The organism is Xanthocytophaga agilis (genome assembly GCF_030068605.1).
Taxonomy (GTDB): domain Bacteria; phylum Bacteroidota; class Bacteroidia; order Cytophagales; family 172606-1; genus Xanthocytophaga; species Xanthocytophaga agilis.
Genome location: NZ_JASJOU010000019.1, coordinates 116,430 through 138,575, shown reverse-complemented (window position 1 = coordinate 138,575; position 22,146 = coordinate 116,430). Strand labels below are relative to the sequence as shown.

Here is a 22,146-nt window from a genome sequence, read left to right as displayed (position 1 = left end):
AAGTTGATTTTATAAATAAAAAAGTGGTTCAGACAAAAACTATCTGAACCACTTTTTTATTCTTTTTTGGATTATTTTACAATCAGCTTTCGGGTCGCATTGCCTTTGTCTGTTTTGAAGACAATCAGGTAAATCCCTGTTCCTGTATCTGAAAGGTCTACTTCTTTTCTGGCAGTAGCCTTCGATACCGTTTGTGGACTAATTTGTTGCCCCAGGTGATTATATATTTCAATGGCCTGAATCTGAACACCAGTTTTAGAGAAGTCAATTGTAAACCTTCCTTCTGTTGGGTTTGGAGAGATTACAATTGGACGACTCCACTGAGGTTGTTCACTAGCGGTAGGCTTCATTACAAACACAGTCTCACTGGTGGCAGTTCCGCCTGGTGTTGTTACACTTACCTTACCTGCCGTTACGCCTTGTGGTACAGTTACTACCAGTTGTGTTTCATTAGCGGAAACAACTGTGGCTGTTATGCCATTGATCTTTACAGTATTATCTGTGATAACAGGCTGGTAGTTGGTACCTGTAATGGTTAGTTGTTCACCCACCTGTGCTTGTTCGGGGGTAAAGCTGCTGATAGTTGGGATCAAAAAGAGCAAGCCTTTTTCATTCAATTTGTTCTCTTCAGTTATCACAGGAGGTATATCATAGAGCACATTAGCAGTTGTATTGGTACGTACCGGATCATTGTAATCAAAGAAGATATCTGCAAAGTTTTCGATACGGGCTTTTTCTGACAAGCCAGTTTTTGGCTTGATCGAGAACTGAATAAATCCATTACTACCTGTCTGATCACGGGTACTATCCGGCAGATTGATGTCATTGAACGTCCAGGTCAATACAGGATGACCTTTGCCACTAACTTTCAGTGTGTAAGCATGTGAAACACTTCCCATTTGGAGAGTTGATATATCCAGATTTTCAGACAGTGTGTCAACTACCACAACTTTGTAAGCATAATCAGTACCTGTATTCTGGAAGCGGACTACATATTTTAATTCGGATGTTGTTGGTGTATAATGGTTATTGGATGTTCCTGCAGGACTTACCAGTTTATCATTCGGGTCATAAGAATCAATAATTGGTAAGCATTCAATAGCTACTTCGGGTTCTGCATCATCTTGTGGCAGTACATCTACAAATCCTTTGCTCACCATATCCATACTAGAAGCCATACACCCTTCAATAGTCAGGTTAGTTTGTGATTTGTGGGGATGATCTGGCCGCTGATCTGCTTCCAGACGGATGGTTTTGCCATTAGCAGGAATTTTCAATACCAAACTATCGCCTGCTATTAACTTATAGTTCTTCCGAAAAGCTAACTGAGCATTCAACAATATCCTGAATTCGCTACTATCAGCCATTGCTTCCAGACCTGCATTTTTAATCACCATTTGCACTCGTCCATTTTCGATACACTTACCTTTAAGAACAATATCCGACTTGTCCCAGAGTGAGTTATCAGGCAAAGTATAACTATTGGCAGGAGTGATCCATACTTTGGTACATTGGGTTAACCCGACTATATTTCGTTCACAGGCAACCGTATCAATGATATGAATAGTGCCAGATTCTCCAGCCTTGAGTAGACCGATGGTAAATACGTAATTGGAATCCTTGTCGATAATGTATGGTTTATCTACAGACTCGATAAAAACATACTGAGGTAGCTTTATATATACTTTTACATTGGTGGCATCTACATGTCCTTTGTTAGAAAAACTGACTGCAGTATTGTTTTTCATACACCTACGACGACGATCCGAAGCAATGTTGGTTGTCAACAAGGGCGTCAATATTACTTTATTGGCAAAGTTAATGTTAGAAACCACCTCCCCTGCATTTTTAAGTGTCAGTTTTTCTGATGTATTAGTAGCAGGACATATAGGCTCTAATAACTGACCATAAGTAGATTTACTGTGTAGAACCTGACTTACTGTAAATATTCCTGTATCTACCTGAATCTGATAGTTACCTGTGGAATCGGTAATTCCGTAATAATTACCAGGTTGCGCTACCATTACAATCTGTGAAAGCGGTTTATCGGAGGAATCAAAGCTACAGTTTTGGTTTTCATCTGAATAGACGCGGCCTTTGATAAACGTCTGTAACTGATCTGAACCAAAGACTAATGCACCAAAATAATAACTTGTACAATATAAATTATCATATCTGTCAAATGTAATATAACCAGGACCCGTGTCATACATATTAATGCTGGCTATATACTTTCCGTCAGGAGTAAATTGTTGAATATTGTCATTGCTGTCGTCTGATATCCAGATATTTCCTTTCGTATCAACCGCAATATCTGTAGGAGAACCAAATTGCCCAGGCTGATTGCCATAAGAGCCCACCCGAAGCAAGAATTTTCCACTAGGGTCAAATTTCTGGACACGAGCATTGGCATCAATCACCCATACATTACCCTGACGATCTACCTTGATACCTTTGGGTGCACTAAGTTGTCCATTGGCTGATCCTTGTGATCCAAACTTTAACAGAAACTTTCCATTAGAATCAAATTTCTGAATACGGTTATTATCTGTGTCTGAAATCCAGAGGTTACCTTGAGAATCTATATCTATGTATGATGGATATTTAAATTGTCCATCTTCCAAACCATATGTTCCAAATTTTGCTGAAAATCTGCCATTAGAATCAAACTTCTGAATTCTGTGATTATCCTGATCCACAATCCATACATTCCCAAATTGGTCTGTTATGATATCTCTTGCTGTGGAAAATTGTCCATCATTGGAACCATTACTTCCGAACTTAGATATAAAGTTCCCTTCAGAGTCGAATTTCTGAACGCGACTATTTACAGGATCTGCCACATATGTATTGCCCTGAAGATCTGTTGTTATTCCATAAGGTCCATAATACTGGCCATTAGATGATCCCTGTGTTGCATATTTTCCTAAATAATTACCATAGAAGTCGAATTTCTGAATACGATGAGTCGCAGTTGTTATCCATATATGTCGATTTTTATCTATAGCCATGCCCTGCAAAGATGTAAGTTGTCCATCTTCTGATCCTTGTGATCCAAATTTGTCCAGAAACTTCCCATTGGAATCAAACTTTTGGACACGATCATTGAATGTATCTGTTACCCAAATATTATTATCATCATCTACTTTTATAGAAACTGGATATATAAGTTGTCCATTGGCTGATCCATAGGAGCCAGACTTTAATAGAAACTTTCCATTGGAGTCAAATTTTTGAATACGGTTATTACTGGCATCTGTGATCCAAAGATTATCCTGAGCATCTACTGTGATTTTTTCTGGTGAATTAAACTGTCCATTGGCTGATCCTTGTGATCCAAACTTTAACAGAAACTTTCCATTAGAATCAAATTTCTGAATACGGTCATTTACTTGGTCTACTACCCAAATATTACCTTGAGAATCAAATGCAAAACCATGAGGGTATATAAATTGTCCATCACCTCCTCCCCATGAACCAAATCGTAAAACCAGCTTACCTGTAGGATCATACTTGCGAATTTCATTAAGACCTCTGTCTGACACCCAAATGTTACCAGCCTTATCTAATAGTAAAGAATTAAGGAAACTATATTTCTCACCATAAATAATAGATTGTAACTGATTATTGGTATCCAACTTTGCAATGAACTGACTGCTAATTACATAAAGATATCCTTGTGTATCGATGGCAACATCATAAGGGTCAAATAGTATGACTTGCCCGATACTCTTTTTAAATGTATAATTTTGTCCCAATAAAGGTACTGAGCAGATTAGCAAAATAAAAAGTTGTAGAATGTATAATGATTTTTTCATAAAATGGTTACAGATTTTAGAGGCGAAAATAAATAATTTGACCTTTATTTTGTTATATGATACTTTTTTAACTGAAAATAAATTGTCTACTATGTATTACCTCTTTAGTGATAGCTTTGAGCCTATTGGTTAATAAGTGTATAGTAAAAGATTGTTTTTGTAGACGATCTTTCTAATGCCACATAGAGCGACAGAAATAGTGAATAGACAGGTTAATGTTGTTTCTAAGATTATTTAACTTTTGGCAGATACCTAATTTTATACACCCTGGTAATAATCTAATCTTGCATTTAGATAAGTTTAGATCATAAGTTTATGTCAGAAAAGGAAATCGAAAAAGAGAAGGTAATGAGATGGTTGCTTTCCGAGCAGGAGGATACTATTGCGTTAGGATTAACCATTGCGGAAACTTTGAAACTTGATCTGGAAGAGTTTAAACAGGATATTAGTATTGCCTATCGTCTACTTTCAAGTAAGGTGGGTATTTCTTTTGAGAAACAATTATGGGAAATCAGTAATGCAAGAGGTCTAACATTACGTGATGAATCTATATTGCCCTGGCAAATTGTCTATTTTGTCAATCTGAAATCACTGGATTTAACCCGTAATCACTTCACTGCTATACCAACCCAGATAGGAAACCTAACCCAATTGACATGGCTGGATTTATCAGCCAATCAACTCAATACATTACCCACTGAAATAAGGAATCTCAAAAATCTCAAGGAACTTCGTTTGTCTTTTAATCAATTCACTATCATTCCAGATGAGATATGGAGCCTTACTACCCTCACAAATCTTGATTTAGGTAATAACCCGTTAAAGATTATTCCCGCCAAAATTGGCAATCTTACAGATCTAATATTGTTGGATATACGTTCGATTCAGTTAGTGGCGTTACCAGTCGAAATAGGAAAGTTAATCAGATTGAAAGAGCTTAGAGTAGATGAAAATCAGCTGACAAGCCTGCCTCAGGAAATTAGTGCACTTATCAATCTCAAAGAACTGGAATTGTCTAATAATAGACTGATATCCCTACCAGATGAAATTGGGTGCTTAGTTGATTTGGAAAGGTTGGATCTTACTACTAACCTTTTGCAATCTCTTCCTGTAGAAATAGAAAAACTTAAAAAAATGAATGGGTTATATTTAGAGGAAAATCCTCTATCTATATTTCCTATTAGCATTAGCAAGTTGCCAGTCTTAGATTATATTGAATTGGGTAATTGTCAACTGCGAACACTTCCTGCTGAAATTGGGACATTAACTAGGTTAACGACTCTTCATCTGAATAATAACCAATTAGAGAGACTACCTGAAGAAATAAAAAATCTAACCCAACTAGATTCTCTTAATCTGACTGGTAATCCCATTTCAGAGGCCGAGCAACAAAAGATTCGGGCCTGGCTACCTAATTGTCGAATCTGGTTTTAATCATCTTATCAAGAAAACACTATGGCGGAAGATCAGATTGAAAAAGAAAATGTAATGCGGCTATTACTTTCCGGGCAGATGGAGAGTATTCAACTTGGTTTAGAGATTGCCCAAGCATCACATATTGACATAGAAGAGTTTAAACAAGGTGTTGAAATAGCGTTTGGCTTTTTCTCAAAAAGTGCTCATTACCCATTTAATAAGAAGCTGTACGGAGTTTATTTTAAGAAGGAACTAGATCTGTCTAAACGGGATTTAACGGGGGTGCCTTCTCAAATCAAATATTTCAGACATTTAGAAAAATTGAATCTGGCTAATAATAAGCTTAGAGTGCTTCCTACTGATATCAGCCAGTTCAAAGGCTTGACGCATTTGGAACTTTCGTATAACCAGCTAACGTCATTGCCTGCCGAAATTGGAGAACTTTCTCAGTTAATGGAATTAAAAGTAAGCCATAATCAATTAGTGAAGCTGCCTTTGGAAATAGGAAAGCTTCATGGTCTTGAATCTTTATTTCTTGATCATAATGATCTTGAGTCTTTACCAGATGAAATTCTGAATCTAAGCCGATTATCTACTTTGCTCATTTCTGATAACAAACTGCAATCTTTGTCTGCTCAATTGAAAAGTCTTTCTAAGCTACTCTTCCTGGTTTTGGTCAATAATTCGTTTTCCGTAGAAGAAAAAGAACGAATCAGGGAGGAACTACCCAAGTGTCAGGTGCTATTCGAATTACGTAGAACAAAGGATATAAAGTGAATCGGTCTGCTTATAAGACTATACGATAAAATTCTTTGATATTCTTATTTTTGTGACATGATTACAAAAGAAACTAAAACACTACAAGATGGTACCCAAAACCAGTCTCCGGTCAGGCATTTTAATGTGTATTCGATAGAGAGGTCAAAGGGGAAAACGATACCCTATAGTCGTCGGGATTTTTATAAAGTAACCTTGCTTACCAATCACTGTATATTACATTATGCCAACAGAAGCATTGAGATTACTCAGCCTGCTCTGATCTTTTCCAATCCGCTTGTTCCCTATGCATTTGAACATCTCTCTGAAGTCAGGGAAGGCTACTTCTGTATCTTTACAGAGGAGTTTCTGAAATCCGGTGATCGGATGGATAATGTGCACGACGTACCTATGTTTAAAATAGGAGGAACGCCTGTGTTTTTTCTGAATGATAAACAGGTTTTGTATGTGGAAAGTCTTTTTCAACGAATGCTGGAAGAGATTGAGACGGAGTATGTTTACAAATACGATCTTTTACGCAATCATGTGAATCTGCTGATTCATGAAGCGCTGAAAATGCAGCCTGAAATTTCTGCCTTCATACATCAGAATGCCGCATCCCGAATAGCCAGTCTTTTTCTGGAACTTCTGGAACGGCAGTTTCCGATAGACTCTCCGGGACAAGTGTTAAAGTTGCGCAATGCCAGTGATTATGCTGTCAACTTATCTGTACATGTGAACCATCTCAACTATGCTGTGCGTGAAATAACGGGTAAGCCTACTACAGTACATATTACCAATCGGATCGTTAATGAAGCGAAAGCTTTGCTTCTGCATACTGATTGGAGTATTTCCGAGATTGCTTATAGCCTGGGGTTTCAATATCCTACCTATTTTAATAACTTTTTCAAAAAGAAGACTGGTGCAACTCCACTTTCCCTGCGAAAGTAATTGTTTGAAAAGTATACTTTTTCCTTTGAAAATCGTTAGCCTGATCTATTGACCTGCTTATACCTTTGTGCAGGCTGTTTTCGTGAAATAAATTGATCAGAAGCAGTAATTTTTATCACACAAACCAATAGATACATATGAAGTACAAAATGCTAGGTAATACCGGACTTCTGGTTTCGGATCTTTGTTTAGGTACAATGACTTTTGGTGGAAAAGGATTCTGGAATGTGATTGGACAACTGGATCAGAAGATGGTAAATGATTTAGTCAAACAATCGGTAGAGGCAGGTATCAACTTTATTGACACGGCCAATGTCTACTCCGAAGGAGTATCCGAAGAGATGACAGGAAAGGCCATTCGGGAACTGGGCCTGAACAGAGATGAGTTAGTGATTGCGACAAAGGTGAGAGGGAAGATGGGAAGCTTGCCCAATCAGATTGGCCTTACCCGTAAACATATCATGGAACAGGTAGAAGCAAGTTTGAAACGGCTTAATGTGGACTATATAGATCTGTATCAGATTCATTCCTATGATCCGATGACACCTTTAGAAGAAACCTTGCGGGCACTGGATTCACTTGTGCAAAGTGGCAAAGTGCGCTATATCGGATGCAGCAATGTTGCTGCCTGGCAACTAATGAAGGCTCTTTCTATCTCTGAGTACAAAGGACTTGCAAAGTTTGTGTCTCTTCAAGCGTATTACACCATTGCCGGACGAGATCTGGAACGGGAAATTGTGCCATTGCTTCTGGATCAGAAGGTAGGCTTAATGGTATGGAGTCCATTAGCAGGTGGACTGCTAAGTGGCAAATATGGTCGTACTATAGAAGGTGCAGAAGGCTCACGTCGGGCAACATTCGACTTTCCACCTGTTAATAAAGACAAAGCTTATGACATATTAGATGTACTGCATCCTATGGCGAAAGAGAAAGGAGTATCTGTAGCACAACTTAGCTTGGCATGGTTGCTACATCAGCCAGTAGTCACTTCTGTGATTATAGGTGCAAAGACATTGGATCAACTGAATGACAATATTGCATCTGGTAATGTGCAGTTTAGTGCGGACGAACTCCAAAAACTGGACGAAGTAAGTAGGCTGTCTCCTGAATACCCTGGCTGGATGCTAGACCGAACAGGTGCAGACCGGAAGATATAAGGATAACTTAAGATTAATATGTATTAAAATAAAACCGGAACGTTTATATCCAACGTTCCGGTTTTTCTATATCTGACTGTGTGAGTAAGTACTATCCCATATTGTGATATACATTCTGTACATCATCATCTTCTTCCAGCTTTTCGATCAGTTTTTCAACATCTGCTACCTGCTCTTCTGTGAGTTGCTTGGTATCATTCGGAATGCGTTCAAAATCTGCTCCTTTTAGTTCATAACCTTTTTCTTCAAGATGCTTTTGTAACGCACCAAAGGCAGTAAATTCACCATAGACGTTAATCAAACCGGCTTCTTCATCCAGAAATATTTCATCTGCACCGAAGTCAATCAGTTCCAGTTCCAGTTCTTCAATGTCGATTTTAGGGTCAGCCGCGATTTTGAAGATACTTTTACGTTCAAAAATAAAGTCCAGCATACCCGATGTACCCAGGCTACCACCAGTTTTGTTAAAGTAACTACGTACGTTTGCTACAGTGCGTGTAGGGTTGTCTGTAGTACATTCTACCAGAATGGCTACACCATGTGGCGCATATCCTTCATATACCATCTCTTTGTAGTCAGCCTCATCTTTTGAGGAAGCCCGTTTAATTGCTCTTTCTACATTGTCTTTAGGCATGTTTACGGCTTTGGCATTCTGCATAATAGCCCGTAACCGTGAATTGGTGGTAGGGTCAGCACCTCCGGATTTTACAGCCATAACAATATCTTTTCCAATTCTGGTAAAAGTTTTAGCCATCATGCCCCAGCGTTTCATTTTGCGGGCTTTACGGAATTCAAATGCGCGTCCCATGAATCTATATATGAATAAATGATTGTATAAATGAGAAAAGTGCTGCAAATGTAGAAATTATTTCAGATAACTTCTTTACAAAAAAGCCGGCATCTGCCAAAAAACAGTGTTTTCTCTACTCACTGGCAGGTACTCACAGTGGAAAATGTGTGACCCAAAGTATACCTTCTCAGGTGGCTTCGGGTTGGAAGAAATAAATCTTATGTATAGGTAACAAACTAGAGATTACCTTTTTTATGTAATAAATCTGAGGCTTTGCAGCAATTTTAATTCTGGATATTTAAGTGGAAGATAGGCTAAATGAGGTGAGTGGAAATAGTTATTTCTCTTTGTGTCAATGTTTTAGAGAGAATTTTAGAGGGTGTAATTCCAAGGTGGAAAAACATTTGCCAATACTATATACCTTGTAAAAACATCTCTCTGTTTGCCTATTTCTATAGTCTAAATTTACTATTTCAAATTTTTATCTTCTCAATATTTCATTTCGTCGAAGGAATAGGCAGGTTTGGTCGATTACTTTTTTTCAGTAGGACGCATACAGTGATGACAGAAGAACAGTTTAACACAACTAATAAGATAAGATCTATGCGTTTTACAACTTTACTCACAACCAGCCTGATTTTTTTAGCTGGCTATGGAGCATTTGCTCAGGGGACTGCTTCGTCGGCAACCAATGAGTCGGCAGATGCAATGTCTGGTAAAAAGACTGAAACTAAAAAAGGAAAAAAGGAGGTGAAACCTTATGTTTCCCCGTACTATTCCTATGATGATGACAAGGACGGTGTGCCTAACTACCGGGATAAATGTCCTCATACACCGATAGGAGAGAAAGTAACTCCTTTTGGCTGTCCTCCAGATATTGACTTTGATGGAGTATACGACTATGAAGATAATTGCGATACGATTCCCGGACCTAAAGAAAATCATGGCTGTCCATGGGGTGACCGTGATAATGATAAAGTAACTGACAACGTAGATAAATGTCCGGACGTGCCTGGAGATCCTCATAACCTGGGTTGTCCGATTGTGAAGAAAGATAAGGATGGTGACGGTATCTATGACGCAGATGATGTGTGTCCGGATGTACCAGGCATTATTGCTAATCATGGTTGTCCTGAAATCAAGAAAGAGGAAAAAGAAGCCTTAAAACGCGCATTTGACAATCTGTTGTTTGAGACAAACAAAGATGTAATCAAACCTTCTTCTTTTGCTACCTTGAATGAACTGGCTGGCATCATGCAGCAGAATCCTAATTCCCTGTTGCACCTGGAAGGGCATACCGACAATGTAGGTGAAGATGAAGCAAACCTGGATCTATCACGTCGTCGTGCAGAGTCAGTAAAACGTTATCTGGCTGAAAAAGGTATTGATGCTGCCCGGATTACAACAGATGGTTTCGGTGAAGCTCGTCCAAAAGATACCAACGATACAGACGCTGGTCGTGCGAAAAACCGTCGTGTAGAAATGATTTACCATTATTAAAAAATAATCAGGACGTTAGTCTGTAAAATACAAAAGTCCTTTCTGGAAACGGAAAGGACTTTTGTGTATATGAAGCGTTGTAGGAAAGGTCGATACTTTGTAAGTGGATCTTCAACGAAGAAGAACCCGTAGAAAAAGAAATAAATATAATGTCACTATAAAGCCAAGATACACATACTTCACATAGCGGAACCGTAGATATAACCCCACCGCTGCAATGGTCAAAGCTATAGAAATCGCCACAAATAGCTGTACCTGTAAAAGACGATACGTCAGAATACCCATTGCCATACCTGCAATGGGACCACTCACCAGTCGTTTGACTAATCGAACAAATTTTTTGCGACGATGCTTTATACGATACTTGTCATATTTCTTCCAGGCGTTCTTATGCCATATATAACACGTGCCATCAATCACAGTTAATTGTTTCGCATCGTGTGAGTCGGGTGTTATGTTGGAAGTGTTCATTAATTTAATGTTAACTAATGATCGATTTGATTAACATTAAATTAATATAAAAAATGATACCATTCAAGTATTACTTTTAAATAACCGTAGATTAGTCCTGCAGGATAGTTTTGTTTTTCTAGGTGAAATCTATTCTTTTGTAGTTGAGAAGCTGTTTTACACTAACTTTATCCAACCTAGGCTTTCTTACCTATACAATGCAGGAAGAACTCAAAAACAAAATGCTGGAAGAATACCGTTATCAAACCCGATGCCTGGTAGCTCTTGATTCTATTATTTTCGGGTTTGATGGGGACGAACTCAAATTATTGTTGGTCCGGCGGGGAGTAGAAGCCAATCGGGAAACATGGTCGCTGATGGGAGGGTGGTTACAACCTGGGGAAGGATTGGGACAGGCAGCATCCCGAATTTTGTATGAGTTGACGAATTTGACTAATATCTATCTGGAGCAGTTATATACTTTTGGAGATCCGCAACGTGACCCGGTAGAGCGAACTGTTTCAATAGCGTATTTTGCTCTGATCAATGTGGCTGACTACGAACAAAAAATATCACATACTTATGATGCACACTGGTTCTCTCTCAATCAACTCGATGGCTTGGATTTACTCTTTGACCACAAAGCTATGATTGAACTGGCTATTGAGAAACTACGGTATAAGGCATCCCAGCATCCTATCGGATTTGAATTGTTGCCTGAAAAATTTACCATTCCGCAACTTCAAAAGCTATACGAAGCGATCTTTGCTACCTCATTTGACAAACGAAACTTTAGCCGAAAGATACTTTCTACCAGTTTACTTGTAAAGCTGAAAGAGAAGCAGAAAGGATATTCAAAAAAAGGGGCCTTCTTGTATAGTGTAGATACTGAAAAGTATCAGAAACAGTTTAACTCATTTCTTAATTTTATTCCCAACAGCTTTATCTAGTATATCTAAAAACTACTATCAGTATAGTAGTCCCTATACAGACAAGCTTATTTCTTTTGTGGCAGATTCATTGGAAATTCTTTATCAGGACGAGTGGTTAGTGGCTGTAAATAAACCTGCGGGCATGCTGGTTCATAAAAGTGAGATGGATAAGTATGAATTGGTTAATGCACAACAGGTGCTTCGCAAGCAGTTAAAAAAACGTATTTATTTATTGCACAGATTGGATAAACCTACCTCAGGGGTGCTGTTATTTGCTCTGAACAGGGATACTGCCCGTGAGATGAGTAAAGCTATTGAAGACAAACAGACAATCAAGACCTATCTGGTGGTGGTAAGAGGATATACAGCAGAAGAGGAAGTCATAGATTATCCCTTAACCAAAATGTGGGATAAGATGACTGACCAGCAGGCTGTGAAAGATGCTCCTGCACAAAGTGCCATTACAGAATACAAACGGTTGGCAACAGTGGAACTGCCCTTTCAGGTTGCTAAACACCCGACCACACGTTATTCGCTGATTCAGGTGAGACCATTAACCGGACGAAACCGACAAATCCGGCGGCATATGAAACATATCTTCCATCATGTAGTAGGAGATACCACTCATGGCGATGGGAAACACAATGTTTTCTTTCGCCAGCAGTTTGATTGCCATCGGCTCTTATTACATGCTGTAAAAATGGAATTTATCCATCCGGTTACAGGGCAGTCACTAGCCATCACTGCACCTTTGGATGCCTCATTTTCAGACGTTGTTGCAAAGCTTGGCTGGAAGGCCGCATTAGAAAATATCTTACCAGAGTAAAAGCATTTTCATCCGGTATATTTTCCATTGTACAGTTTTGCTTATCTGTTAGTTGAGCATAGTGTAGTTTAAAACAGTTTGATGCGTTGAGTTCAACGTATGCAACCTATTGAAGAGCTTCTCTGGTTTGTTTGGGCAAAAACAATTTTGCCTGGAGTTTACTTCAAATTTGCTGATGTGTTGAATAAACCGCAGAAAAGTTTTTTGCATAGAACAAACCGCAAGTTTTGTGTTTGGTCACAATTCACCGCAAAAAAATAATGCGCATAGTTCGGGTAAAATACTTATTTACCTATAACTATGCGCACTGTAAAGTTATGACTGTACTCTCTTTTATTCTTCTTCCTCTGTATTAGTCATGGCAGCCCATAAATCATATGCTCCTTTTACTACAATAGCATTGGGAGAGTCGGCAGAGGTCATCGATTTGATTTCACTATAGGATAGTTCGGTATTGCCAGTCTGGATTTCCTTGCGTTCAAAGTATACGCCTTCTTGGGTCCTTTTCTTCAATATAAAGATATACTTTTTCTCTCCTGACAAAATCACTGACTCTTCAGGTAAGGTAGGAACTGCCAATGCGCTGGTTTCCAGCCAGCCGGAAAGATAAGTGCCCGGAAATAAATTGTCGTCTTCCTGGTCCAGATGGCAGTGTACACCAATGCTTCGATCTTCAGCAATCTCTTTTCGGATCAGATAAACAGTAGCTGTTCGTTCTTTTGTCTCATTGGCCAGTACAAACCGTACTTTCTGCCCAATCTTGATACTGGGAATGTCTTTCTCGAAAATAGTCAATTCGGCATGAAGATGTTCAGGGTCAACAATTTTAAACAGAACATCTGTAGCATTGATATAAGCCCCCAAATTACCATGAACCTGTGTGACAAAGCCATTGATAGGAGAGTGTAACGAGATAGTACTTTGAATAGACCCTTTGCCTACATTTTCCGGATTCAAATGAATAAACCGCAGTTTGGCCTGTAATCCTTTAAAGCGAGCCAGTGTACTCTGGTATTGTGCTTTGGTCTGTTGTAGCGTTTTTAGTGCATTGACATTTTCTTTGCTTAATTCCTGCTGACGTTGGTATTCTGCTTCCTGAAACTCCAGTTGGCTCTTCGTATCCAGGTATTCCTGTTGTAATTGTATAAAATCCAGGTTCTCAATCACAGCAATGGCCTGTCCCTTTTTTACCTGCATTCCCTGCAATAGAGGGGTACTTTTCAGAAATCCTCCCATGGGTGGTGAGATGCTAACCAGATTTTGTGGAGGAACATCCAGCATACCATTAACTTTGAGTGTACCACTGATGTTACGCATGGTTATAGAGCCTAGTTGAATACCAGCGGTTTGGTATTGAAGATTTGTCAGGAAAACCACATTCTCATCTGTACTATCCGCACTTGGTGTTTCTTCGGAAACTGGTTCGGTTTTATTACTACATCCGAAAATACAAAGCAAAAGAAAAAGGCTAACTACTTTGGTTACTCTGGATAGATAACAATGATATCTATTTAAGAACAATGTGAAAGAATATATATACATAAACTATAGTGTCAGTTAGAAGGTGATTATTTTTGTCCAGCAAGGAATTCAATTTGTATAACAGCTTGATTGAAGCGGTGTAACGTTTCCAGGTATTGCATACGAATCATTAATGATCGGTTCAGACCCTGGCTATATTCGAGATAGCCTATTTCGCCAGCCCGATATGCTTTTTGAGCATTTTCCAGAATGAGTTTTGCAGTAAGCAAAGCTGTTTTTTCATAGTATTCCAGACTTTTCAGATACTTGGTATATTCCTGGATTGCCTGTTGCCATTGCTGTCCGATGACTTTCTGATAGTATTGTACCTGAGTTTGAGCAATTTTTTCACTAAGAGATGCCGCTTGTGTTCTTGCCCGAAACGGACGAAACCACAAGGGCAAAGAAATTCCTGCCTCTATGCCCTGGAAACGTTTACTGCCATTAAAAAAACGATCCTGTCCATTAATGACCTGAGTCCCAATAAGCGACTGATTAAAATACCCAATGGTGAAATCTGGTAATGCCAATGCTCTTTCTACACGGGTAAACTGTCTGGCTGTAATCACTTGCTGGTGATAATACAGAATAATTGGATTTTGGAGCAATGCATTGGTATCTGCCAGTTGTATAGACAAAGTTTGTTTTTGTAGAACCTCGTCGGTTGCTGTGATAGGTTGTGTCTGATTGAGAAGTGTCTGTAATTGGGACTGGGCAATCAAAATATCTGATTCGTTTTGTGACAGTTGCAACCGGATTTCCTGTAACTGACTCTCGGCAGTGGATTGTTCAAGGAAGGTGCTTTCTCCAGTACGGTAACGGACCTGAGCCGAACGTACAAACTGGCTGAATATACTATCTTGTTCCTGATACAACCGATGCCGGGCTTTGGCTAGTACCAACAACTCGTATGTTGATTTTACCTGATGTACCAACGCATTTTGTGTCACAGCCAGTCTTCTTTCCACCGTTTGGGTTTGGGCTTCCTGGTAGTTGGCTCTCCGACTCAATAGGAAAGGGAAGGGGATGTTTTGGCTGATCGTAAAGCTATTGTCAAAGTTAACGCTGTTGTATTGGCCTCCCATCCAGTTGATGTTGGTTTTGCCAATATCGGATGCTGTACGTTGCAACATTTTCTGCGCATCTATTTCATAAAGTCCTGACTGTACCTCCAGGTTATTTTGCAGAGCTAACATGATAGCCTTTTCCAGACTGAGAGACATAGGAGACGTTTGTGCATTACCTGTCTGATAAACCAGAATACTGATCAAAAACATTACAAAAACAAAAGGCCAAAAACGAACAGATGGACGTAAGCCTGATTTGGGCCAGTTCACTGCCAGTATTTTTCGAATTGAAGATGGACTTTCATAATCATGTTTATCTTCAGAAGAAGAGTCATAGGTGTTGTTTGGCAGATTATGCTCTGTTATATTTCCTGACTTTTCGAAAAGCATATACAATACAGGTAATACCAGCAATGTAAGCAAGGTAGAAGACACCAGTCCACCAATAACAACTGTGGCAAGAGGCTTCTGTACTTCTCCTCCGGCTCCTTGCGAAAGAGCCATCGGTAAAAAGCCCAATGAGGCTACTAGGGCAGTCATGAGTACGGGGCGAAGCCGGGTTTCTGTTCCCTGAAGAATAATATCCTGCAGGTTGGTAAGGCCATTTTGTTTTAACCGGTTAAATTCTCCCAATAAGACAATACCATTTAAAACTGCCACACCAAACAATGCAATAAATCCAATGCCTGCTGATATACTGAAAGGCATATTGCGTAACCAGAGAGCTACAATGCCGCCTATAGCTGAAAGGGGAATAGCTGTGAATATCAGAATGCTTTGCATAATGGAGCTGAAGGTGAAATAGAGCAGAATAAAGATAAGAGCCAATGCTACCGGAACCGCTACTGACAACCGTTGGCGTGCTTCCAGAAGGTTTTCAAATGTACCACCATAGGTCACATAATAGCCTGTAGGAAGTTTAATTTCCCTTTCAATCCGATCTTGTATTTCTTGTACTATACTCTGTACATCTCGGTTACGAACATTAAAACCGACAGTAATTCGTCTTTGGGCATTGTCTCGTTGGATCTGATTCGGTCCGTTTTTTAATTCTACCGTAGCTACCTGTGATAACGGAATCTGATTGCCATCAGGAGTGGAAATATACAGGTTTGTTACATCTTCTATAGATTGCCGTTTGCCTTGTTCCAGACGTACCATAAGGTCAAATCTACGTTCTCCTTCAAAGACTAATCCGGCTGATTCCCCTGCAAATCCTGCCCGTATGACTTTATTTATGTCTTCAATGGCAAGACCATACTCTGCAATCTTATCCCGGTTATAGTTCACTACAATCTGTGGTAGTCCTGTAATCTGTTCAATATAAAGATCCTCAGCTCCCTGTACTTTTCGAATCAGCTTACCTAGTACTTTTGCTTGTTCTGCCAGTGTATTGAGGTCCTCTCCATAAATCTTTAAAACCACATCCTGTCGGGCACCAGTTGCCAATTCATTAAACCGCATCTGAATAGGTTGCTGGAATCCAAAAGAAACACCTGGAAGTGCACTGAGTGCTTCCTGCATTTTCTGAGCCAATTCTTCGCGATTGGATGCGCTGACCCATTCGGATTTATCTTTGAGGATAATCATCAGATCACAGGATTCAATAGGCATTGGATCTGTGGGAACTTCAGAAGATCCTACTTTGCCGACCACTTCTTTGATTTCCGGAAATTTTTTTAACAAGATAGCAGCAGCCTTTTGAGCTGTTTCAATAGTTTGTGACACTGAGCTACCTGTTACCAGCCTTGTTTCTACAGCAAAGTCACCTTCCTCAAGTGTAGGAATAAATTCCCCTCCCAGTGTAGTAAATAAAAATAGAGAAACGACTAACGCTATAACTGAAATACCTAATATGAGCTTTTTTCGGCTAAGGGCGAAATGAAGTACTGGAGTATATACGCGATGAAGATATTTCATTAACCTGTCAGCAAGGGTGGGCTTGGTGTGTCCGCTATTTTTACTGAGCCATAAAGCCGATACCATAGGCACATAGGTGAGGCTAAGAATAAAAGCTCCCAGAATAGCAAATGATACTACCTGAGCCATAGGTCTGAACATTTTACCTTCAATACCTGTCAGTGTTAGAATAGGCAGGTATACAATCAGGATAATAATTTCTCCAAAGGCCGCTGAACTGCGGATTTTAATGGCAGCCTGATATACTTCCCGATCCATCTCCTCCTGAGAAAGCCTATGGCTGTATTTTTGCTGAACTATATGATGTAAAGTGGCTTCGACAATAATCACAGCCCCATCGACAATTAATCCAAAGTCAATAGCTCCCAGACTCATCAGGTTGCCTGACACCCCAAACAGATGCATCATAGAAACAGCGAAGAGCATTGCCAGTGGAATAACAGAAGCGACAACCAGTCCTGCTCGTAGGTTACCCAGCATAATAACCAGCACAAAAATCACAATCAGTGCACCTTCCAGCAGGTTCTGCTCTACTGTACTGATGGCATTGTTGACTAGTCGGGTACGATCCAGATAGGCATCTATAACCAGTCCTTTTGGAAGCGTTTTCTGGATTTGTGCAATCCTCGTTTTTACATTATTGATGACTTTAGATGAGTTTTCTCCTTTTAACATCATCACAATAGCTCCTACTACTTCCCCTTGATCATTATAGGTCATAGCACCGTACCGGGTAGCATGTCCGTAAGTGACCCTGCCGATATTTCCAATCAGTACCGGAATGCCATTCCCATTCTGCTTTATTACTATCTTCTTGATGTCGGTGGTATCGCCTATGAGACCTTCGCTTCGGATAAAATAAGCATTAGGCTTTTTATCAATATACGCTCCTCCGGTGTTCTGATTGTTTTTTTCTAAGGCAGTAAAAACATCGTTAATGCTTAGATGATAACTGTTTAGTAGGTTAGGGTCAAGAGCTATTTCATATTGTTTTAAATAACCGCCAAAACTACTTACTTCGGCTACTCCCTCCGTACCCAATAGCTGTCTGCGTATAATCCAGTCCTGAATAGTACGTAGTTCCATAGGCGTATACATCTTCTCATAGCCTTTTTTGGGATGTATGGTATATTGGTAGATTTCCCCAAGCCCTGTAGTTACAGGTCCGAGTTCAGGTGCACCTACACCTCCAGGTATGTCATTTTTGGCTTGTTGTAATCGTTCAAATACCTGTTGTCGTGCCCAGTAAATGTCGGTCTGTTCCTGAAAGACAATGGTTACAACGGATAGCCCAAAACGTGAAAAAGAGCGGATTTCAAGAATTTCCGGAATGGTGGCCATTGTTTGCTCTATCGGAAACGTAATGAGCCGCTCTACTTCCTGTGCTGCTAAGGAAGGTGTTCGGGTTATAATCTGTACCTGATTGCTGGTAATATCCGGTACGGCATCAATCGGAAGCTGTGTAAGTGACCATCCACCCCAGATGATCAGTACTAATGTCAGCAGTCCAATGATGAGTTTGTTATGTATGGAAAAATGAATGATTTTGTCTAACATTAGAAGAATGATTTAGAATAGTGTACTAAAGGTAGGACTGTATCCTGCAAAGTTCAGAAGCATACGAAGGCCATATAGTTGATCAGATTTGTGTAGATACGTAATTGCCTGCACAGAACTGATTTGACTAAGATGAAGCAAATAGTGTGTCTGAAAATAAGACGGATACAAAAAAGATATGTGTTTCTAGTACCGGGGAGGGCGGAGAAATGAGATAGAAAACAGATACGCGTAGGTATTCTGATAGAAAGAATACGTAAATTGGGTTAATGCTATGGGGTGAATTCTGGGAAAAGTAAGAAAACGTGGCATCACAAATGTCAGCCCTATACAATGCGAATGAAACATTGGCAGACTGTGGTCAGTCTCTGTGTGGTGGCTTTTGGCATGTGATGAATTTAACCCATAGTGCAGCTGCAGAAATTCCCAGACGCTTAAGTCCTTGGTTGTGGATTCTGTATGTTCAAAGTAGTGGGAAATCAAATTCGGTATCTTAAACGCTTCCTCGACGTCGGTAAACGGAAACAGGCTACCGGCGAAAAATACAAAAGAGAGAAGAAGTGCAATGCCTGATTTCATAGAAAAAATAGTCTCAGACTTTTATCCCGTAAAAAACGCACTTTTTTTTGATTTTTTCAATTCTTCCTTTCAATTTAGAATATGACTAATTTGAACTAGAATGAGCTGGACTGAATATGCTGTTATGAACCGTATTGCATTGGTAACACTCAATAGACCTGAAAAACGCAATGCACTCAATCATATAGTTGTAAAGGAATTAACCGAATTACTTACCAAGGCAGTTGAGGACCAGAATGTAAAAGTGATTATCCTCCAAGCAAATGGCCCAGTGTTTTGTGCTGGGGCAGATCTGGAATATTTGCAGCAATTGCAAACCAACACCTATGAAGAAAATCTGGAAGATTCCCGACAACTAGCTCAACTGTTTGAGTTGATTTATACAATGCCAAAAGTGGTAATTGCCCGGATTCAGGGACATGCTATTGCAGGCGGATGTGGACTTGCAACTGTATGTGACTTTTCTTTTAGTGTACCAGAAGCCAGGTTTGGGTATACAGAGGTGAAAATTGGCTTTATTCCCGCCATTGTAAGCTATTTTCTGGCTAACAAGATTGGAGATGGCAAAGCCCGTGAACTATTACTTTCCGGCAATCTGATTCCCGCTTCACAGGCTCAGGAGTATGGACTCATTAACTTTGTCACAGAGCCTGATGTGCTAGATAGCGAGATTATGGGATTGGCCGAACAACTGTGTCAGCAAAACTCTGCTCAATCCATGGCATGGACTAAAAAACTACTGGCGGACATCCGGCAAAAAACACTGGCTGATGCGATGACCTATGCAGCAGAAGCCAATGCTCATGCACGTGCGTCTGAAGATTGTCAGAAAGGTATTGCTGCGTTTCTGGATAAAAAGGACCTTACCTGGTAGATGTTAGGGCATATTTCTACTAAACCTGGATTTAAGGTAATCAACCTATTTATAGTATTTTTTCAAATACAACTGTTTCTTTGTCAGGTCCGGAATAACCCCGAATTACATTGATTCCTTCCGGGTTGGGTAAGCCAAGCAATGTCATTCCGATTTTCTTCTGATGGAAGTTAATTGATTTGGTATTTGTTGGTGTTGTTACAGCCTTTAGCTTTTGTATTCCTTTGGATCTAGATAGTTGTATAAAATTATCATACAACAACTCACCTAACCCTTGCTTTTGATAGTGTTCCCGAACACCAATCAAATGCACATATCCAACACTTTCTGTTTGTGAGAAAAAACCGAAAAGATAGGCGATTACAACCCCACTATCTCTAATCACAAACGCAGTATTCCCAAATTCATACACTAAGTATGGATGATGCATCGACAACGTTCTATCACTTCCCCAAAAATCAATAATATCACGGGTTATTTGATTAAAGTCATCAATGGTGCAATTCTCAATTCTCATACGGAATACAGATTGTGTTTCACAACATTTGGGTTAGCCAAGTCAAAGAATGTAGGGGTCTTTATATCTCATGACCGTCAGAAAGGTACTTGTATCTTTCTGACGGTGAGAGTGTTTTATTTAGTAGAAGCCTGGCTGGATGGCATGATCCCTCCACCAAAGTTCTGAGTTATTCTGGCAAAAGGTGTATTCTCTGACTTATAGGGATTTTTTATAATCTGAATAGCACAAGCCATATATTGATAATCATTATTGAGAATGTTACGTCGGTGACCTGGAGAGTTCATCCAGCCTTTTACCACCTTCTGTGCAAAAGAGACAGCTGTATGGGCAGGATATACCTTGTCTGTATTGCAGTCAAAATATCGGTATTCTCCATTGCTTTGTTTGCGGGGGCAATACTGTCCTGGTGTAGCAATTACCTCATATTGCGCAATATTTTCGGCTGTTGCCATAAATTTTCCACCAGCTAGTGTTATGCGCTGACCAGGCAGGTAACGCTTTTTGTCTGTACGATCTTCGTGTGCATAGTAGTTTTTACTAATCATAGAAGCCGAATGTTCATCGGCGGCTGTATACAGCACCTCAGAGTACAGAAAAGTTTTACGTTTTTCCTTTTCGCGAGCTTCATTGGTGGCATGAAAGAATGCTGCATCAATTAGTTCATAATCTGGATTTTTAGGATCAATCGGTTTTTGAGCTTCCGGGAGAGCATAAAACTCTCGCCATGTCATCTGATAATACTTCTGCGCATAGGCTGATACATTAGTGACCATTAAACACAGAACCAATACTAAAGTTTTAGGAATACGTTTTCTTTCCATGAAAATACCTTTCTTTTAAAAACGAATGTAGCAGAAAAATATTTTTACAGATAGGACATAAATGAAATATAAAACAGTGATAACTACCTTGTTCTATTTTCGGCGCTGACGAAACATATAAAAGCCAATTCCAATAACAAGTGCGGTGAGTACAACTACCCCAATTTGCAACTTGCGCATAGCTCCCAGAAGTTCTCCCATAGCAGCTTGCTGATCTTGTAGTTCGGTATTTTTACGCTTTAGCTGATTGGTTAGGCTGGTCACCTGTTGATCCAGGTCATAAATACGATCAGAGGAGGCCCTGTTTTGCCCAAATAGATTGCTTTCTTTTTGGTAAGATGTACGTCGTACTTCCCGAATGATCTCATTGTCTTTGGAAATAATCCTGTGTAGGGCCAGAATCATATTCTGGAGATCTTTTTTGGATCGTCCACCAAAGAATGCATTTTTTTCTTTTCCCAGAGAGTCATAAGCATGATAGAGTTGATCACGTTCCTGCAATAATCTACCCAGGTCTGCACTTTGAGCATATGATATTGCTATACCAAAAAGGATAAAAAAAAGAGAGGATACTACCTTTTTTTGCATGAATGAATAATGGTTTGTTACGTCTATATTTTGATTGTTGTATGGATTTGTTCCCTGTTAGATACGAAATCCCATCAGATTTATTGTCTGATGGGATTTTCTT

The 22,146-nt window shown here is 39.6% G+C and carries 16 protein-coding genes; 8 read left to right on the top strand and 8 right to left on the bottom strand.

What is annotated here, in order from left to right:
• Nucleotides 1-71 precede the first annotated feature (71 nt).
• Nucleotides 72-3,818: a DUF7619 domain-containing protein gene (locus tag QNI22_RS35230; RefSeq protein ID WP_314518659.1), complete on the bottom strand. Its 3,747-nt coding sequence runs from the start codon at nt 3,816-3,818 to the stop codon at nt 72-74.
• 315 nt (nt 3,819-4,133) lie between these two features.
• Here QNI22_RS35230 and QNI22_RS35225 point away from each other — a divergent pair, with 315 nt between their 5' ends.
• The 4 genes from QNI22_RS35225 (at nt 4,134) to QNI22_RS35210 (ending at nt 8,098) form a co-directional block, all read left to right on the top strand.
• Nucleotides 4,134-5,252 (top strand): leucine-rich repeat domain-containing protein, encoded by a 1,119-nt coding sequence (locus QNI22_RS35225; protein WP_314518658.1) that lies wholly within the window; start codon nt 4,134-4,136, stop codon nt 5,250-5,252.
• Between the two features lie 21 nt (nt 5,253-5,273).
• Complete coding sequence (locus tag QNI22_RS35220; protein WP_314518656.1) at nt 5,274-6,011, top strand: leucine-rich repeat domain-containing protein; 738 nt, start codon at nt 5,274-5,276, stop codon at nt 6,009-6,011.
• A gap of 57 nt (nt 6,012-6,068) precedes the next feature.
• Complete coding sequence (locus tag QNI22_RS35215) at nt 6,069-6,941, top strand: helix-turn-helix domain-containing protein (protein ID WP_314518653.1); 873 nt, start codon at nt 6,069-6,071, stop codon at nt 6,939-6,941.
• A gap of 137 nt (nt 6,942-7,078) precedes the next feature.
• Complete coding sequence (locus QNI22_RS35210) at nt 7,079-8,098, top strand: aldo/keto reductase (protein WP_314518651.1); 1,020 nt, start codon at nt 7,079-7,081, stop codon at nt 8,096-8,098.
• Nucleotides 8,099-8,189: 91 nt separating this feature from the next.
• On the opposite strand, the gene QNI22_RS35205 is transcribed toward QNI22_RS35210, so the two are convergent.
• A complete protein-coding gene (locus QNI22_RS35205; protein WP_313978301.1) occupies nt 8,190-8,906 on the bottom strand; it encodes a YebC/PmpR family DNA-binding transcriptional regulator in 717 nt (238 codons plus the stop codon).
• Between the two features lie 585 nt (nt 8,907-9,491).
• Here QNI22_RS35205 and QNI22_RS35200 point away from each other — a divergent pair.
• Nucleotides 9,492-10,388, top strand: coding sequence for an OmpA family protein (locus QNI22_RS35200; RefSeq protein ID WP_314518648.1), 897 nt, complete (start codon nt 9,492-9,494; stop codon nt 10,386-10,388).
• Nucleotides 10,389-10,499: 111 nt separating this feature from the next.
• Here QNI22_RS35200 and QNI22_RS35195 read toward each other — a convergent pair whose 3' ends face one another.
• Complete coding sequence (locus tag QNI22_RS35195) at nt 10,500-10,859, bottom strand: hypothetical protein (protein ID WP_314518646.1); 360 nt, start codon at nt 10,857-10,859, stop codon at nt 10,500-10,502.
• 221 nt (nt 10,860-11,080) lie between these two features.
• Between QNI22_RS35195 and QNI22_RS35190 the strand changes: the two genes are divergently transcribed.
• Together QNI22_RS35190 and QNI22_RS35185 are read left to right on the top strand one after the other, a co-directional pair.
• On the top strand, nt 11,081-11,788 hold the full coding sequence (locus QNI22_RS35190; protein ID WP_314518761.1) for an NUDIX hydrolase: 708 nt from the start codon (nt 11,081-11,083) through the stop codon (nt 11,786-11,788).
• A gap of 58 nt (nt 11,789-11,846) precedes the next feature.
• On the top strand, nt 11,847-12,596 hold the full coding sequence (locus tag QNI22_RS35185) for a pseudouridine synthase (protein ID WP_313978293.1): 750 nt from the start codon (nt 11,847-11,849) through the stop codon (nt 12,594-12,596).
• A 333-nt stretch (nt 12,597-12,929) separates the two neighbouring features.
• On the opposite strand, the gene QNI22_RS35180 is transcribed toward QNI22_RS35185, so the two are convergent.
• Complete coding sequence (locus tag QNI22_RS35180; protein ID WP_314518644.1) at nt 12,930-14,054, bottom strand: efflux RND transporter periplasmic adaptor subunit; 1,125 nt, start codon at nt 14,052-14,054, stop codon at nt 12,930-12,932.
• 110 nt (nt 14,055-14,164) lie between these two features.
• On the bottom strand, nt 14,165-18,661 hold the full coding sequence (locus tag QNI22_RS35175; protein WP_314518642.1) for a CusA/CzcA family heavy metal efflux RND transporter: 4,497 nt from the start codon (nt 18,659-18,661) through the stop codon (nt 14,165-14,167).
• A 679-nt stretch (nt 18,662-19,340) separates the two neighbouring features.
• On the opposite strand from QNI22_RS35175, the gene QNI22_RS35170 reads away from it, so the two are divergent.
• Nucleotides 19,341-20,114 (top strand): enoyl-CoA hydratase/isomerase family protein, encoded by a 774-nt coding sequence (locus QNI22_RS35170; protein WP_314518640.1) that lies wholly within the window; start codon nt 19,341-19,343, stop codon nt 20,112-20,114.
• Nucleotides 20,115-20,163: 49 nt separating this feature from the next.
• On the opposite strand, the gene QNI22_RS35165 is transcribed toward QNI22_RS35170, so the two are convergent.
• The 3 genes from QNI22_RS35165 to QNI22_RS35155 all read right to left on the bottom strand — a co-directional run bounded on the left by QNI22_RS35165 (nt 20,164) and on the right by QNI22_RS35155 (nt 22,043).
• Nucleotides 20,164-20,631 carry a GNAT family N-acetyltransferase gene (locus QNI22_RS35165; RefSeq protein WP_314518638.1) on the bottom strand — a complete coding sequence of 156 codons (468 nt, stop codon included), beginning with the start codon at nt 20,629-20,631 and terminating at the stop codon, nt 20,164-20,166.
• Between the two features lie 116 nt (nt 20,632-20,747).
• Entirely contained in the window at nt 20,748-21,455 is a 708-nt protein-coding gene (locus QNI22_RS35160; protein ID WP_314518636.1) for a CAP domain-containing protein, read from the bottom strand.
• 93 nt (nt 21,456-21,548) lie between these two features.
• Nucleotides 21,549-22,043, bottom strand: a complete 495-nt coding sequence (locus QNI22_RS35155; protein ID WP_314518634.1) for a hypothetical protein — start codon at nt 22,041-22,043, stop codon at nt 21,549-21,551.
• Nucleotides 22,044-22,146 lie beyond the last annotated feature (103 nt).

Excerpts from the sequence above, each read along its gene's own strand:
- QNI22_RS35165 (WP_314518638.1), bottom strand. The coding sequence starts at position 20,631 with ATGAGAATTGAGAATTGCACCATTGATGACTTTAATCAAATAACCCGT.
- QNI22_RS35210 (WP_314518651.1), top strand. The coding sequence starts at position 7,079 with ATGAAGTACAAAATGCTAGGTAATACCGGACTTCTGGTTTCGGATCTT.
- QNI22_RS35205 (WP_313978301.1), bottom strand. The coding sequence starts at position 8,906 with ATGGGACGCGCATTTGAATTCCGTAAAGCCCGCAAAATGAAACGCTGG.
- QNI22_RS35190 (WP_314518761.1), top strand. The coding sequence starts at position 11,081 with ATGCTGGAAGAATACCGTTATCAAACCCGATGCCTGGTAGCTCTTGAT.
- QNI22_RS35160 (WP_314518636.1), bottom strand. The coding sequence starts at position 21,455 with ATGGAAAGAAAACGTATTCCTAAAACTTTAGTATTGGTTCTGTGTTTA.
- QNI22_RS35215 (WP_314518653.1), top strand. The coding sequence starts at position 6,069 with ATGATTACAAAAGAAACTAAAACACTACAAGATGGTACCCAAAACCAG.
- QNI22_RS35170 (WP_314518640.1), top strand. The coding sequence starts at position 19,341 with ATGAGCTGGACTGAATATGCTGTTATGAACCGTATTGCATTGGTAACA.
- QNI22_RS35200 (WP_314518648.1), top strand. The coding sequence starts at position 9,492 with ATGCGTTTTACAACTTTACTCACAACCAGCCTGATTTTTTTAGCTGGC.
- QNI22_RS35175 (WP_314518642.1), bottom strand. The coding sequence starts at position 18,661 with ATGTTAGACAAAATCATTCATTTTTCCATACATAACAAACTCATCATT.
- QNI22_RS35155 (WP_314518634.1), bottom strand. The coding sequence starts at position 22,043 with ATGCAAAAAAAGGTAGTATCCTCTCTTTTTTTTATCCTTTTTGGTATA.
- QNI22_RS35220 (WP_314518656.1), top strand. The coding sequence starts at position 5,274 with ATGGCGGAAGATCAGATTGAAAAAGAAAATGTAATGCGGCTATTACTT.
- QNI22_RS35225 (WP_314518658.1), top strand. The coding sequence starts at position 4,134 with ATGTCAGAAAAGGAAATCGAAAAAGAGAAGGTAATGAGATGGTTGCTT.
- QNI22_RS35230 (WP_314518659.1), bottom strand. The coding sequence starts at position 3,818 with ATGAAAAAATCATTATACATTCTACAACTTTTTATTTTGCTAATCTGC.
- QNI22_RS35195 (WP_314518646.1), bottom strand. The coding sequence starts at position 10,859 with ATGAACACTTCCAACATAACACCCGACTCACACGATGCGAAACAATTA.